Raw genomic sequence first — 14,554 nt, 5'->3', positions numbered from 1 at the left:
GTCACCCGGGGCGACCGGCGTCTAGCGTGGCGGACATGGACGAGCAGCGTGGAGCCGTCGGCGGGGCACCGGGGCGGTGGCGCCCCGGGAGGCCGCACCGGGGGTGGCGGCCCGGCCCGCCGCCATGGAGCCGCTGGGCCGAGGCGCGCGAGGAACTCCCCGCGGCCGACGGCCACGGCCACGGCCACGGCCACGGCCACGGCGACGGCGACGGCGACGGCGAGGGGAGCCGGCACCCCCGGTGGCCCTGGCGTTCCACCGTGCTGCTCACCGCGTTCGTGCTGACCGGATCCCATTTCGCGGGCCACGCCCAGGACGGCGAGCGGAGCCCCCTGGACCCCTTCGGCCGGGCCCTGCTGTGCGCGGCCGGCGTGATGCTGCTGTGGCGGCTGCGTCACCCCGTGCCCGTGGTGTCCGGGACGGTGGCCGTGGTGCTGCTGTACACGGGGGCCGGCTATCCGTACGGTCCGGTGCTCCTCACCGTCGCCGTGGCCTGCTTCAGCGCCATCGTCTCGGGACACCGGCACGCCACCTGGGCGGCGATGGGGGCGTTCTGGGCGGGACACGTGCTGATCGCCCACCTCTTGTACCGGTGGCTGCCGCCCGCCGGTGACCGAGCGGCCTCCTGGAGCCAGGAGATCGTGATCGCCACCTGGGTGGTGGCGCTGGTGGCGTTGTCGGAACTGGCCCGGGTCCGACGCGAGCAGTGGGCGAGGGAACGGGCCGAGCGGGCCCGGGCGGCACGGCGCCGCGCGGACGAGGAGCGGCTGCGGATCGCCAGGGAGCTGCACGACGTGCTCGCGCACAGCATCTCCGTCATCAACGTGCAGGCGGGCGTCGGACTCGCGCTCCTGGACAGTGATCCGGAACAGGCGCGCACCGCGCTCGCCACCATCAAGGCCCAGAGCAAGGAGGCGCTGGGGGAGGTGCGGCAGGTGCTCGACACGCTGCGCGCGCCCGGCACGGCGCCCCGTGCGCCCGCCCCCGGTCTCGACCGGCTGCCGGAACTGGTGGAACAGGCCGCGAGCGCGGGCCTCACCGTCACCGTCACCGTCGGGCAGGAGCAGCCGCGGCTGCCGCCCGGAGTGGACCTGGCCGCCTTCCGGATCGTCCAGGAGGCCCTCACCAACGTCGTCCGGCACTCGGGCTCGCGGGAGGCGCGCGTGAGCGTCGAGCGGAGCGGGGACCGGCTGCGGCTGCGCGTCGACGACGACGGGCCGGCCACCGGTGCCGACACGGGTGGCGGAGGGAACGGGCTGGCCGGGATGCGGGAGCGGGCGGCCGCGCTGAATGGCACCGTCGAGGCGGGCCCGCGCTCCGACGGAGGGTTCCGGGTGCTCGCCGTACTGCCGCTCGGGGGAAGGGAGGACCGGTGATCCGTGTGCTGCTCGCCGACGACCAGTCACTGGTCCGGGCAGGCTTCCGCGCGCTGCTGGACGCGCAGCCGGACATCGAGGTGGCGGGGGAGGCTCCCGACGGTCAGGAGGCCCTGCGGCTGATCCGCGAACTGCGGCCCGACGTGGTGCTGATGGACATCCGTATGCCCGCCCTCGACGGACTGGCCGCCACCCGCCGTGTGACGGCGGACCCGGAGCTCCAGGACGTGAAGGTGGTGATGCTCACCACCTTCGAGCTGGACGAGTACGTCTTCGAGGCGATCCGCTCGGGAGCCTCGGGGTTCCTGGTCAAGGACACGGAGCCGGAGGAACTGCTGCGCGCGGTGCGGGCGGTGGTCGAGGGCGACGCGTTGCTCTCACCCGGGGTGACCCGCCGGCTGATCGCCGAGTTCGCGGCTCGCTCCAAGGAACCGGCCGCCGCGGGTGCCCTCGCCGGGCTCACCGAGCGGGAGCGGGAGGTCATGGCGTTGGTCGGCATCGGCCTGTCCAACGAGGAGATCGCCCGCCGCCTGGTGGTCAGTCCGCTCACGGCGAAGACCCACGTCAGTCGCACCATGGTGAAACTCGGCGCCCGCGACCGGGCCCAACTGGTGGTGCTGGCTTATGAGTCCGGGCTGGTACGGCCGGGCTGGCTGGGCTGAGCCGCTCGCCGGAACCGGACCAGTACGGCGACGGTGCGGACCACGAACAGGACGGCCGCCACCACCCACCCGCCGCGGACCAGCAGCACCTCGACGGCCGCCGGCAGCTCGAAGAGCAGCGCCGGCCCCGCCACGGCCCCGAGGACGAGCGCCGCCGCCAGGGCCGCGCTCAGCAGCGCGTACCCGATCTCCACGGTGATCGCGTCCCGCTCGGCCTGAGTCCGCCGCTGCCCGTGCCCTGTCATTGCCATCCCCCGATCGCCCCCACCCGAGAAGCCAAACAGGCGTGTACCCCGCGGGCAAGCGCCACACCTGCCACGCCGCGTTCATGGCGGCGGCACGTCCCGGTGACCGGCGGGCCGGGCCCCCGGATCTCAGACCACGGCGGACGTCTCCCGCCACAGCGTGGCGAGTTCCGGATCGCCCGACAGCGCCGGAACCGATAGCCGGTTCCACAGGGCGAGATACAACTCCTGTGCAGGTGCGGCCAGTTCGCACTCCGCGACGCCGACCGCGTCCCGTGTGGTCACCGGCGGCTCCTGAGACAGGTGTACGGTCCACACCGCGTCCGCGTCGGTCGTGCGCAGCCGCAGGACGCGGGGCCGGTCGGTGCGTATCCGGCTCTTGCGACGGGCGTGGAAGCCACGCAGCAGCTCATCGACACCGTCCACCGCGAAGTCCGCGGCGATCGGGGCCGGGACGCCGCCGCGGGCCGACTCCGCGTCGAAGCGGTGGACCGTGGTCTCGTGTGCCTGGCGCCGGGCCCAGAAGGCGAGGGCGCCGGACGGGCCACCGGGCAGGAAGGTGAAGCACTGCGTCCCGGGCGCGGCGCCGGCCAGGGTGTCCACCAGGCGGCGGTGGCTGTCGCGGTACCACGACACGAGCCCGGGGCCGTCCAGTTCGGGGTGCTCACCCATCGGGCGGGGCGCCGTGTGTCCGTCGGCGACGAAGGCCGCGGCCCATCGGTGCACCACACCGGTGTGCCGGAGCAGATCCCGTACCTCCCATCCCGGGCAGGACGGAACGGAGGCGGTCATACCCGCCTCCTGCGCGGCGTCGGCCAGCAACTGCCCCTCTGCGTCGAGGATTCCGAGAAACCAGGCGGTGTCCATGGGGACGATTCTGTCGTACGCCCGGCCCGCCCGGCCTACGGCAGCGGGGTCCCGCCCGTGGCGTTGACGATCTCGGCGGTGATGTACGAGGCTTCCTGGGAGGCGAGGAAGACATACGCCGGTGCCATCTCGGACGGCTGGGCCGGCCGGCCGATCGGGGCCTGTTTGCCGAACTCCGCCGTGTCCGGCAGCGTCGCCGGGATCAGTGGCGTCCATACGGGGCCCGGCGCCACGGCGTTCACCCGGATGCCCCGCTCGATCAGCATCTGCGCCAGCCCCTGGGTGAACGTGACGATGGCACCCTTGGTGGTCGCGTAGTCCAGCAGATGCGGGCTCGGCTTGTACGCCTGCACGGAGGCCGAGTTGATGATGGAGGCGCCCTCCGGCATGTGCGGCAGCGCCATCTTGCACAGCCAGAACATGCCGTACAGATTGGTCCGCAGCACGCGGTCGAACTGCTCGGTGGAGATCGCCTCGATGCCGTCGGGCTGCGACATCTGGTACGCGGCGTTGTTCACCAGGATGTCGATCCGGCCGAACTCCCGCGCCGCGCGCTCGATGAGCGTCCGGCAGTTCTCCTCCTCCCGCACGTCGCACGCGACGGGCACGGCCCGCCGGCCCGCCTCCTCCACCAGGCGTGCGGTCTCCTCGGCGTCGTCCTTCTCGCTGTCCAGGTAGGTGAAGAGCACGTCGGCGCCCTCCCGGGCGAACGCGAGGGCGACCGCCCGGCCGATCCCCGAGTCCCCACCGGTGATCACGGCCTTGCGGTCCGCCAGCCGGCCGCTGCCCCGGTAGGAGTCCTCACCGTGGTCCGGTGGCGGATCCATCGGACCGGTCCAGCCGGGATGCGGCTGGTCCTGGGCCGGGAAGTCGGGAGTCGGCTGCTGGTCCACGGGGTTCTGCTGTTGGCTCACGGTCTCTCCCAGGGATGTGCGGGCCTCGTACGTCCGGTGCCCGCCGACGGAGGACCGGCGGGCACCGCCGTCCGTGTACCCCGGTCCGGCCGGCGGTGAACCGCGCGCCCGGTCCGGCCGTCGGCCACGCGCTCGGACGGCTGCCGGGCGCGCCCCTGTGCGGCTCAGGCCGCCTTCACATGGCGGGTCGCGAAGCCGATGACGGTGGCCACCGCGGCCAGTACGGCCACGCTGGTCAGCGCCGTCGGCAGGCTGAACCAGTCCGCCATGAAGCCGATCGCGGGCGGGCCGAGGAGCATGCCGCCGTAGCCGAGGGTGGAGGCGGTCGCCACGCCGGTGGGGCCCGCGAGGGCGCCCGCCCGTTCGATGGCCACGGGGAACAGGTTCGCGAGACCGAGGCCGGTGATCGCATAGCCGATCAGGGCGGCCGACAGCGACGGCGCGAGCGCGCCGAGCAGCATTCCGGCCGCCGCGGTGGAGCCTCCGGCGAGGATCGTACGCGTCCGGCCCAGCCGTTCCAGCAGCGTCGTTCCGGTGAGCCGCCCGATCGTCATGGCGAGGGCGAAGAGGGCGTACCCGACGGCTGCCGCACCCGGCGAGGCGTCCAGGTCCTCCTCCAGATGCAGGGCGCCCCAGTCCGCCAGTGCTCCTTCGCCGTATGCCGTGCAGAGCGCGATCATGCCGAAGACGATCACCAGCGCCCGGGTGCGCCGGTCGAGCCGGCGCGGACCCTCCCGCCGGGCCCGGCCGGAGGCCGCGGGGGTGAGCGGCTCGCACCGCATCAGGGCGCGGCCCGCGAACGCCGTGATCAGCAGCCCGACGGCGGCCAGTCCCCACAGATGCGAGGTCGGCGACAGGGACCCGGCGACCAGCGCGCCCAGCCCCGCCCCGATCATGCCTCCCAGGCTGAACGCGGCGTGGAAGCTGGGCATGATCGGCCGCTGCAGAGCGGCCACCAGATCGACGGCGGCACTGTTGAAGGCGACGTTGATGCCACCGTAGGCGGCGCCGAACAGCAGGAGCACGGTGCCCAGCGCGACGGCGGAATGGGTCAGAGGGGGCAGGGCGACGCTGAGACAGAGCACGACCGCACAGACCACGGTCACGAGATGACTTCCGTACCGGCGGCACAGGCGGCCGGTGAGCGTCATGGTGACGACCGCCCCGGCGGAGACACCGAGCAGGGCGAGACCCAGCGTGCTCGCGGAGGCGCCGGTCTGCTCCTTGATGGCGGGGATGCGGACGACCCAGCCGGCGAAGACGAAGCCGTCGAGAGCGAAGAAGGCGGTCAGAGCGAGACGGAGGCGGGCGAGGTCGGTACCCGGCACCACACTGTGCGATCGGGTTTTGTTTATTTGCGGCACAAAGTCAGGCTAAGTGTCGGCCGGGTCGGGGGCAAGGGTGCCGGGACGGGACGAGGGTGTGACCGGACGCCGCCGCTGGGGTGACGGGCGTTAACCCGTGTGAACGCCCCGGATGGTGGGACCGCGCGGCATGGCCGAGCGTGGATCATGCCGGAGAACGGGACGTTCGTGCTGACGAGGGGTCAGCTGCCCGGCCTCCCGCGGAAGGACTGATCGATGCGCTCTGCCCGCATGGTGCTTGCCACCGCAACGGCCACGGCGGCCCTTGCCCTTGCCGCGCCCACAGCCTATGCCGACCACACCGGCGACGACGGTCACGACACCTCTTCCTACAGCAAGGAGCACGACAAGGAGGGCAAGCACGACAAGGAGAGCAAGCACGACAAGCCGCACGGCGGAATGCACACGGGTGGCGGGGCCCTCGCCGCCGTGAGCGAGGAGGACTGGGGTACCGCCAAGGACCCGAAGTACGACCCCGAGACGTACAAGGACAAGGGCGACTCCCAGAAGGAGGAGCCCTGGAGCGGCAAGCAGGACAAGGAGTGGAACCACGACAAGCCGAGCGGCGGCATGCACACCGGCGGCGGCGGGCTCGCCCAGCCCGGTGTCACCGCGGGCGGCCTGGCCGCACTCGGTGTCCTGGGCGCCGGCGCCTACGCGCTGCGCCGTAAGAAGGTCGCCGGCGGCGTGGCCTGAGCCGTGCCCGGCGTCATAGCGGCCGGGGCCGTCCGCGCGCCAGGCGCGTCATGACGGCCCCGCCCGCTCTGCCGGGACTCCTGCCTGCTCTGCCGGGACTCCTGCCCGCTGCCTCCCGAGACTCCTGCCCGCTGCCGTTCCCGAACGAGGTGGTCCCCCCGATGCCGGCCAGTCCCCCCACACCCCCCGAAACCGGTCCGGCGTCGCCGACGAGGAGGAGGCTGCGCGCCGTCATGACGGCGGTCTTCTGGAGCGGGGCCGGCCTGCTGCTGGCCGCGACGCTGATGGGCGGCGGGGACGACCTTCCGGACGACGCCCATGGGCCGCACGCGCCCCCCGCCGTCTCGGCGGCTCCGTCCGCCCCGGCCTCGACCGAGCCGGCCGCCGGCGAGACCGCCCCCTCCGCGCCGGCCGGCAAGCATCTGCCGCGCTCCGAGCCGACCCGGCTGGTCATCCCCGGGATCGGTGTCGACGCCCCCTTCACCGATCTCGCCATCAACCGCAAGGGTCAGCTCGAACCGCCGCCGGCACACAACACCAATCTCGTCGGCTGGTACGCCAAGGGCATCTCCCCCGGAGAACCCGGTACGGCGATCATCGCCGGTCACGTGGACACCGCGACGTCCCCGGCCGTGTTCGCGCGGCTCGGCGAACTGGAGAAGGGAGACCGTTTCCGGGTGCTGCGCGACGACGGCAGCAAGGCCACGTTCGTGGTCGACGACACGGAGTCCTTCGACAAGGACGACTTCCCCGACGAGCGCGTCTACGCCGACACGCCCGACGCCCAGGTCAGGCTCATCACCTGCGCCGGCGACTACGACCACTCCGCCAAGGACTACACCGAGAACCTGGTGGTCTTCGCCCGTCTCGTCTGACCACGACGTGTGAGGTCCGGTACCGGCTGCCCTCGCCCTGACCCGTCCGGTCGGCGGGCTGCCCGGGGGGCACCCCCGTGCGCTCATCCGTCCGGGAGGAATGGCTGGTGCGTCACCGCGACGCGAGGCGATCCTCACCTTCGCCGGTACGACGCCGGGAACCGCGCCGACGCCACGGCCAGCGCGGTCGCCGCACTGGCGATACCCAGCACGGCCCCCGCCGCCACATCGCCCGGATAGTGCACTCCCGTATGGACGCGGGAGTATCCCACCGCTCCGGCCAGGGCCCCCAGCGGCACCGAAGCCGCAGGCACCACCGTGCCGACCGCCGTCGCGAACGCGACCGCCGACGCGGTGTGCCCGGACGGGAACGACGCCGACGTCGGCATCGGTACGTGCCGGTCCACCGTCACCCGCGCCGCTTCCCGGTCCGGACGGTCCCTGCGCACCAGGCGTTTGCCCAGCAGATTGGCGGACGCCGAGGCCACCGCCACGGCCCCGACCCCGGCGAGTGCCGCCCGGCGCGGACGCGACCCGGCCAGGGCGAGCGCGCCCGCGATGGCGAAGGAGATCTTGGAGTGGTCCGCCGCGTGGGAGAGGCGGCGCAGCGCCCGGTCCAGCGTCGGCGTCGGGGTGGCCGCGACCGCCGCGTACAGGGCGCCGTCCACCGCTCTGAGGTCACCGAACACCGCGGAGACGACCCTGCGTAGTCCGTCGGCGGGGGGCACTGGCTCGGTGAGCGGACGGGTGACGTCCTGTGCGGTGGTGGGCGGCTCACTCATCTGTCTCTCCCGCGGTGGCATCGTGGAGCGGCGGACCCGCACAGCGGTGCGGGAATCACCAGGTGCCCACGGTACGCAAGAACCACACGAGGGGCCCGCCCGCCCCGGCCGTTCGCCGGATCAGGTGCCGCGGAACGCCCGTAGGCGCGGGGAGTTGCCGGCCATGAAGACCGAGGGCATGGTCATGGCCGCTGCGACGATCACGCCGGTCCGCAGCCCGGACGCCGCGAGCGGCAGCGCTCCGACGTTGCGGGCGAACGGCCATCGCGACCGAACAACCCTCCGCCTGCGGCCGCTTGACGACACCGGTCTTGTCCCGCGGCGGCACCTCGGCGATGACGTCCTCCGGCGCGATGCCGAACTCGTGCGACCGTGTGACCCCCTACGTGGTGGTCCCCGGTCAGCAGGACCGGCCGCTGCCGACGAGACCGCGTGGCCGTCGAGCACGCCCCGGACCCGAGGCGGGGTACGTTCGCGAACTCCTCCGGACCCGGCGGCAGCGCTCGATACGGGGGTGATCGTGGAGGAGGATCTCCTGCATACCCCCCAGCCGTATGTGGAACAAAGGTCGCGTGACTTGACTGAGTACCCCCCAGGGGTATGGTGAACCGTGTGGATCGGTTCCGCGGGAGCCGTACGTTCCTGTCTCGAGGAGACGGTCATGAACTCCGGACTGAAAGTCAGCGCGTTCGCCGCCGCCCTGGCGGCCACCTTCGGTGCGGCCTACGGCATCGGGGAGGGTCTCGACCCGGTCGCCGCCGAGCGTGCGCCGGCGCATGACGAGCGGCATGCCTCGCCGTCACCGGAGGTGAAGGACAGCGGGGGACACGCCGGCCACGACAGCACGCCGGCCGGCGGGCTCCAGATCTCCGAGGGCGGATACACCCTCGATCTGCGGACCCAGCGGATCACGGCCGGACACCGCGCCGACCTGCGTTTCACCGTGCGGGACGACAGCGGGCGCGCCGTCACCGAGTACCGCCGCGAACACGACAAGGAGCTCCATCTGACCGTCGCCTCCCGCGACCTGCTCACCTACCGCCACCTGCACCCCACCCGCGCCGCCGACGGCACCTGGAGCATCCCGGTAGACCTGCCCCGGGCCGGGGGCTACCGGGTCTTCGCCGACTTCACCCCGGCGGAGAAGGGCGCGGAGAACCTCACCCTCGGCGCGGATCTCGCGGTCTCGGGCTCCTACCGGCCACAGGAGCTGCCCCGGGCGGCCCGCACGGCCCGCGTCGACGGCTACGAGGTCGAGCTGACCGGGGCTCTGCGACCGGGCCGTTCGAGCGAACTGCGCCTGAGCGTCTCGCGGGACGGGAAACCGGTCACCGATCTCCAGCCCTACCTCGGCGCCTACGGCCACCTGGTCGCCCTGCGCTCCGGAGACCTGGCCCATCTGCACGTCCACCCGCAGGGTGAACCCGGTGACGGCCGGACCCGGCCCGGCCCGGAAATCTCCTTCGCGGCTACCGCGCCCAGCGGCGGCAGCTACCGGCTGTTCCTTGATTTCAAGCACGACGGAGTTGTCCGCACCGCGGCGTTCACCGTTCGGGCCGGAGCGGCGGCGCGCACCGATGCCGAGACCCCTGCGGACAGCACACCGCGGCACTCCGGCGACCACGGCCACTGAGCCTCAGCCCAGGGCGCGGTCCAGGGTGAACGCGGCGCTGATCAGGGAGAGATGGGTGAACGCCTGCGGGAAGTTGCCGCGTTGCTCCCCGGTGTGGCCGATCTGCTCGGCGTACAGGCCGAGATGGTTGCCGTAGGTCAGCATCTTCTCGAAGGCGAGGGCCGCCTCGTCGAGCCGGCCCGCCCGGGTCAGTGCCTCGACGTACCAGAACGAGCAGATGGAGAACGTGCCTTCGTCGCCGTGCAGTCCGTCGGGGCTCTCCTGAGGGTCGTAGCGGTAGACCAGCGAGTCGGACACCAGATCCTCGGTGAGGGAGGCGAGCGTGGACAGCCACTTGGGGTCGGTGGGCGCGACGAACTTCGCCATCGGCATCATCAGGACCGCCGCGTCCAGTACGTCCCCGCCCTCGTGCTGCATGAACGCCTGCCGTGACGCGGACCAGCCGTCGTCCATGATCCGGCGGTAGATGGTGTCGCGGCTCGACTGCCAGCGGGGGAGGTCGGCCGGCAGACCGCGCCGGTTGGCCATGCGGATGGCGCGCTCGATCGCCACCCAGCACATCAGGCGCGAGTACAGGAAGTTCTTCCGGCCGCCGCGTGTCTCCCAGACGCCCTCGTCGGGCTGGTCCCAGTGTGCGCACACCCAGTCCACCAGCGCCGTCACATGGTCCCACTGCTCGCTGGAGACCGGCTCGGCCCACTTGTCGTACAGGTAGATGGAGTCGATCAGCGCCCCGTAGATGTCGAGCTGCAACTGGTCGGCGGCGGCGTTGCCGGCCCGGACCGGCGCCGAGCCACGATGACCCTCGAGATGGCCGAGTTCGTGCTCGGTGAGATCGGTGCGGCCGTCGATCCCGTACATGATCTGCAGCGGGCCGGAGCCCTTGCACTCACCCGGGCTGATGTGCCGGGAGACGAACGCCATGAACGCCTTCGCCTCCTCGGTGAAGCCCAGCCGCAGCAGCGCGTACACACAGAAGGCCGCGTCGCGCACCCACACGTACCGGTAGTCCCAGTTGCGTTCCCCGCCGGGGTCCTCGGGCAGGCTGGTCGTCGGCGCCGCCACGATCGCGCCCGTCGGCGCGTAGGTGAGCAGTTTCAGCGTGAGGGCGGAGCGGTGCACCATCTCCCGCCATCGCCCCCGGTAGCGCGAGGAGGACAGCCAGCGCCTCCAGTACGCCACCGTCGCGGCGAATTCCCGCTCCGCCTCCCCGCACTCGCACAATTTCGGTGCCCCGCCCGCGTCGAACTCGTCCAGGGTGAGGACCGCCGTGTCGCCCTCGGCGAGTTTGAAATCGGTCCACACGTCCGTCCCGTCCGTCTCCAGCGGGACGGTCGCGGTGAGCGCGAGGGACAGATCCCTGGACTCGAGGACCGCGATGCCGTCGGTCATCCGGACGGTGTGCGGGTGGGCGCCGTAGCCGAAGCGCGGTGCCACCCGGGAGTGGAACGGCACGGAGCCACGTACGCACAGCACCCGCCGGATCAGCCGGTGCGGGCGCTGCGTGACCGATTCGCCGTCGACGGGAATGAAGTCCTGCACCTCGCCGACCCCGTCCTCCGTGTAGAACCGGGTGATCAGGACGTTGGTGTCGGGGAAGTAGAACTGTTTCGTGCGGGCCGGTACGGCCGCCGCCAGTGCGAAGTTGCCGCCCCGCTCGGCGTCCAGGATCGCGCCGAACACGCTCGGCGAGTCGAAGGACGGGCAGCAGTACCAGTCGATGGTCCCGTCGGTCGCCACCAGCGCCGCACTGCGCAGATCACCGATCAGCCCGTGATCGGCGATCGGCGTGTACCGCGGCGCCCCGGACGTGTCCCGTTTCCTGGCCGTCCCGTCCATCGCAGCCTCCCTGACCGGCGGCGCACACGGTCACGTCCGCACCACGTCACTCCAGCGTAGGCCCGGGGCCGGGCGGCGGCCTCCTGTCGCCCGGGGCATGCCCCCGGCACTGCGGCCTTCCCGGACGTGCGCACCCGCCCGGGACGCGGCCGTACGCCGCGGTGCAGGCCCGGCGGAAGGCCGACGGGCCGGCGCGGCACCCGGCGGACGACCTCGGCCACGCCGTGGCTCCGGAAGAGTCGCGAGAGGGCTCACGCCACGACGACCCGCAGCCCCGTCTCCTCGAAGCGGCGCACGGTCTCCGGGGTCACCGCGGAGTCCGTGACCAGGGTGCCCACGGACTCGGTCGCGCAGATCCGGGCGAACGCCCGGCCGCCCAGTTTGCTGGAGTCGGCGGCCACGATCACCCGCTCGGCCCGCTCGCACAGCAGCCGGTTGACCGCGGCCTCCGCCTCGTCGTGGGCCGCCGCCCCGTGCTCGGCGTCGAAGGCGACGACACCGAGCACCGCGACATCGAGGGTGATCTGCCGCAGCACCCCGTCCGCGAGCGGCCCGACCAGCTCGTAGGACTGGGCGCGTGCCACCCCACCGGTCAGCACGATCTTGAACTGCGGCCGTACGGCCAGCTCGTTCGCGATGTTCAGCGCGTTCGTCACCACGGTCAGCGCGGGCGACCCGGAGGTGAGATCGGCGCGTACGGCCAGGGCCCGCGCCACCTCCGTAGTGGTCGTACCGCCGGTCAGGCCCACCGCCTCGCCCGGTACCACCAGGTCCGCCACCGCCTTCGCGACGCGCTGCTTCTCGGAGGCGTGCCGCGCCGTCTTGTAGCGCAGCGGCAGCTCGTACGACACCCCGTGCACCACCGCGCCGCCCCGGGTGCGCACCAGCATCTGCTGCTCGGCGAGCTGGTCGAGGTCGCGCCGGATCGTCGCCGCCGACACCGCCAGCTCGGCGGCCGCCTCCTCGACGTCCAGCCGGCCGCGCTCGACGAGCAGCTCCAGCAGCGTCTTCCAGCGGGCGTCCCGCGACATCCGCCCTCCCGTTCCCGGCCGATTCTCCGATCTTCGGTGACCCTAACGCACACCGTCGAGCACCCGATGCTTGATTCTGCTCGAAACCTGGCTCTATCTTGCAAGAACAATCATTCAGTCTGTGGGGGTGTGCCGCATGACCCATGTCGAGGACGAACTGAACAGCCAGCCCGAATGCTGGCAGCGCGCAGCAGGTCGGGCCGGGGCACACGCCCCGGCCCTGCCGGCGCCGGGGGAGCGGGTCGCGGTGGTCGGCTGCGGCACGTCGTACTTCATGGCGCAGGCCGTCGCCGCCCTGCGCGAGGACACCGGCCAGGGCGAGACCGACGCCTTCGCCGCCTCCGAGTTCCCGCACCAACGCGCCTACGACCGTGTCGTCGCCCTCACCCGCTCCGGCACCACCACCGAAGTCCTGAACCTGCTGGGCCGGTTGAAGGACCGGACACGTACCACCGCGGTCACCGCCGACGCGGCCACCCCCGTGCGGTCACTCGCCGACGAGACCGTCGTACTCGACTACGCGGACGAACGCTCCGTCGTCCAGACCCGGTTCGCCACCACCGCTCTCACCCTGCTCCGTGCCCACCTGGGACTGCACAGCGACCGGGTCGTCGAGGACGCGCGCACTGCCCTGGACACACCGCTGCCCGAAGGGCTCGTGGACCGGACCCAGTTCACCTTCCTCGGCCGTGGCTGGACCGTCGGCCTCGCGAACGAGGCCGGACTGAAGATGCGTGAGGCCGCACTGGCCTGGACGGAGGCCTACCCGGCGATGGAGTACCGGCACGGGCCCATCAGCATCACCACCTCCGGCACCGCGACCTGGATGTTCGGCGACGCGCCGGAAGGGCTGGCCGGACAGGTCCGGGACACCGGCGCCCTGTGGATCGAGGGCACCCTCGACCCGCTCGCCGAACTCCTCCGCGCCCAGCGGCTCGCCGTCGCCGTCGCCGCGGCCCGCGGCCTGGACCCCGACCGCCCCCGCCACCTCACCCGCTCGGTCGTCCTCGCCCCCTGACCCGTCGGAAAGGACGGACCGTGCCCCTCACCACCACCGGCGAGCTCGTCGCCCGCGCCGCCGCCGGCCGTTCGGCGGTCGCCTCGTTCAACATCATCACCCTCGAACACGTCGAGGCCGTCATCGCCGGCGCCGAGTCGGTGGACGCCCCCGTCGTCCTCCAGGTCAGCGAGAACGCCGTCAGGTTCCGCCATGGCCGGCTGCTCCCGCTCGCCCGCGCCGCCGTCGCCGCCGCCGAACGCGCCGCCGTCCCCGTCGCGCTCCACCTCGACCACGTCCAGAGCGACACCCTGCTGCGCCAGGCTCCGGACGCCGGCTTCGGCTCGGTGATGTACGACGCCGCCCGGCTGCCCTACGCCGACAACCTCGCCGCGACCCGGGCCGCCGCGGACTGGGCGCACGCCCAGGGCCTGTGGATCGAGGCGGAGTTGGGAGAGGTCGGCGGCAAGGCCGGACAGCCCCCGCTGGACGCCCATTCCCCCGGCGCCCGAACCGACCCCGACCAGGCGCGCGCCTTCGTCGCCGACTCCGGCGTGGACGCGCTGGCCGTCGCCATCGGCACCACCCACGCCATGACCACCCGCACCGCCACCATCGACCACGCCCTCCTCAAACGGCTGGCAGCCGCCCTGAACGTCCCCCTCGTCCTGCACGGCTCCTCCGGCCTCCCCGACGACGAACTCGCCGCGGCCGTCACCGGCGGCGTCACCAAGGTCAACGTCGGAACGGCCCTGAACATCGCCATGACGGGCGCCATCAGGAAGTACCTCACCGCCCACCCAGAGGCCGTCGACTCCCGCGGCTACCTCACCGCGGGCCGGGAGGCGATGACCCGGACGGTGGCGGAGACCATCGCAGCACTCGACCCGCACTGAACCGACGAGGACTCACACCGCGCCCGGCGGACGACCACGCCGCGGAGACGGCTCGTCCGCCCGCCCGGTGATCCGCACACGGCGCGTGCCCCGTGCCCGGCCGCCGTGGCCGCCGACCCGGACAGCGCGTCGGTCCCTGGACCGGCCTGCCGCCGGCTCTGCGCAGGGCGGACGCGCCGGGCGGCCCCGCCACGACGTCCGGCGCGCGACGCGGTCGCTGTCGGACCGGCCCCAACCGGTGCGCGGGGTATACACGATGGCCCGGTCCGGTGGCCCGGCGCCCGGCCCTGTCACCCTGGCGGCGTGGATCGACGGACCGTCCGGTGTCCGGCCTCCGCCCGTCCCCGCCGGCCCGGCACCGGTGCCGCGCCGCAGGG

At 72.8% G+C, this 14,554-nt stretch carries 14 protein-coding genes and 1 pseudogene; 7 read left to right on the top strand and 8 right to left on the bottom strand.

Annotated elements, in window-relative coordinates; genetic code table 11:
- The first annotated feature begins 26 nt into the window (after positions 1-26).
- Both HTV45_RS17230 and HTV45_RS17225 read left to right on the top strand, forming a co-directional pair.
- Positions 27-1,376, top strand: coding sequence for a sensor histidine kinase (locus HTV45_RS17230; protein ID WP_308309690.1), 1,350 nt, complete (start codon positions 27-29; stop codon positions 1,374-1,376).
- Complete coding sequence (locus HTV45_RS17225; protein ID WP_215206676.1) at positions 1,373-2,038, top strand: response regulator transcription factor; 666 nt, start codon at positions 1,373-1,375, stop codon at positions 2,036-2,038. The genes HTV45_RS17230 and HTV45_RS17225 overlap by 4 nt, the downstream gene beginning before the upstream one ends.
- Here HTV45_RS17225 and HTV45_RS17220 read toward each other — a convergent pair.
- The 4 genes from HTV45_RS17220 to HTV45_RS17205 all read right to left on the bottom strand — a co-directional run bounded on the left by HTV45_RS17220 (position 1,999) and on the right by HTV45_RS17205 (position 5,392).
- The gene (locus HTV45_RS17220; protein ID WP_215206701.1) at positions 1,999-2,283 is read right to left on the bottom strand and encodes a DUF6332 family protein; all 285 of its coding nucleotides are present in this window, start codon (positions 2,281-2,283) and stop codon (positions 1,999-2,001) included. The genes HTV45_RS17225 and HTV45_RS17220 overlap by 40 nt on opposite strands.
- Positions 2,284-2,412: 129 nt before the next feature.
- Positions 2,413-3,150 (bottom strand): maleylpyruvate isomerase family mycothiol-dependent enzyme, encoded by a 738-nt coding sequence (locus HTV45_RS17215; RefSeq protein WP_215206675.1) that lies wholly within the window; start codon positions 3,148-3,150, stop codon positions 2,413-2,415.
- Between the two features lie 35 nt (positions 3,151-3,185).
- Positions 3,186-4,064, bottom strand: a complete 879-nt coding sequence (locus HTV45_RS17210) for an SDR family oxidoreductase (RefSeq protein ID WP_215206674.1) — start codon at positions 4,062-4,064, stop codon at positions 3,186-3,188.
- 164 nt (positions 4,065-4,228) lie between these two features.
- Entirely contained in the window at positions 4,229-5,392 is a 1,164-nt protein-coding gene (locus tag HTV45_RS17205) for an MFS transporter (RefSeq protein WP_215206673.1), read from the bottom strand.
- A gap of 252 nt (positions 5,393-5,644) precedes the next feature.
- Between HTV45_RS17205 and HTV45_RS17200 the strand changes: the two genes are divergently transcribed.
- Together HTV45_RS17200 and HTV45_RS17195 are read left to right on the top strand one after the other, a co-directional pair.
- Positions 5,645-6,124, top strand: coding sequence for a hypothetical protein (locus tag HTV45_RS17200; protein ID WP_251692237.1), 480 nt, complete (start codon positions 5,645-5,647; stop codon positions 6,122-6,124).
- 233 nt (positions 6,125-6,357) lie between these two features.
- A complete protein-coding gene (locus tag HTV45_RS17195; RefSeq protein ID WP_251692236.1) occupies positions 6,358-6,999 on the top strand; it encodes a class F sortase in 642 nt (213 codons plus the stop codon).
- 134 nt (positions 7,000-7,133) lie between these two features.
- Here the strand turns inward: HTV45_RS17195 and HTV45_RS17190 are convergent, their stop codons facing one another.
- A complete protein-coding gene (locus tag HTV45_RS17190; protein WP_215206671.1) occupies positions 7,134-7,781 on the bottom strand; it encodes a phosphatase PAP2 family protein in 648 nt (215 codons plus the stop codon).
- A 120-nt stretch (positions 7,782-7,901) separates the two neighbouring features.
- Positions 7,902-8,145: pseudogene (locus tag HTV45_RS34345) on the bottom strand (hypothetical protein); the annotation flags it as partial.
- 297 nt (positions 8,146-8,442) lie between these two features.
- On the opposite strand from HTV45_RS34345, the gene HTV45_RS17185 reads away from it, so the two are divergent.
- Positions 8,443-9,414 (top strand): DUF748 domain-containing protein, encoded by a 972-nt coding sequence (locus HTV45_RS17185; RefSeq protein WP_215206670.1) that lies wholly within the window; start codon positions 8,443-8,445, stop codon positions 9,412-9,414.
- 3 nt (positions 9,415-9,417) lie between these two features.
- Here HTV45_RS17185 and HTV45_RS17180 read toward each other — a convergent pair whose 3' ends face one another.
- Positions 9,418-11,253, bottom strand: a complete 1,836-nt coding sequence (locus HTV45_RS17180) for a glycoside hydrolase family 15 protein (RefSeq protein WP_215206669.1) — start codon at positions 11,251-11,253, stop codon at positions 9,418-9,420.
- Positions 11,254-11,504: 251 nt separating this feature from the next.
- Positions 11,505-12,284: a DeoR/GlpR family DNA-binding transcription regulator gene (locus tag HTV45_RS17175; RefSeq protein WP_215206668.1), complete on the bottom strand. Its 780-nt coding sequence runs from the start codon at positions 12,282-12,284 to the stop codon at positions 11,505-11,507.
- A 136-nt stretch (positions 12,285-12,420) separates the two neighbouring features.
- Between HTV45_RS17175 and HTV45_RS17170 the strand changes: the two genes are divergently transcribed.
- On the top strand, positions 12,421-13,302 hold the full coding sequence (locus HTV45_RS17170; RefSeq protein ID WP_215206667.1) for an SIS domain-containing protein: 882 nt from the start codon (positions 12,421-12,423) through the stop codon (positions 13,300-13,302).
- Between the two features lie 20 nt (positions 13,303-13,322).
- Entirely contained in the window at positions 13,323-14,177 is an 855-nt protein-coding gene (locus HTV45_RS17165; RefSeq protein WP_215206666.1) for a ketose-bisphosphate aldolase, read from the top strand.
- Positions 14,178-14,554: the final 377 nt, after the last annotated feature.

The organism is Streptomyces sp. CHD11 (assembly GCF_018638295.1).
Classification (GTDB): Bacteria; Actinomycetota; Actinomycetes; order Streptomycetales; family Streptomycetaceae; genus Streptomyces.
The sequence above is the reverse complement of the archived record's forward strand: the minus strand, read 5'-3'. Positions and strand labels throughout refer to the sequence as shown.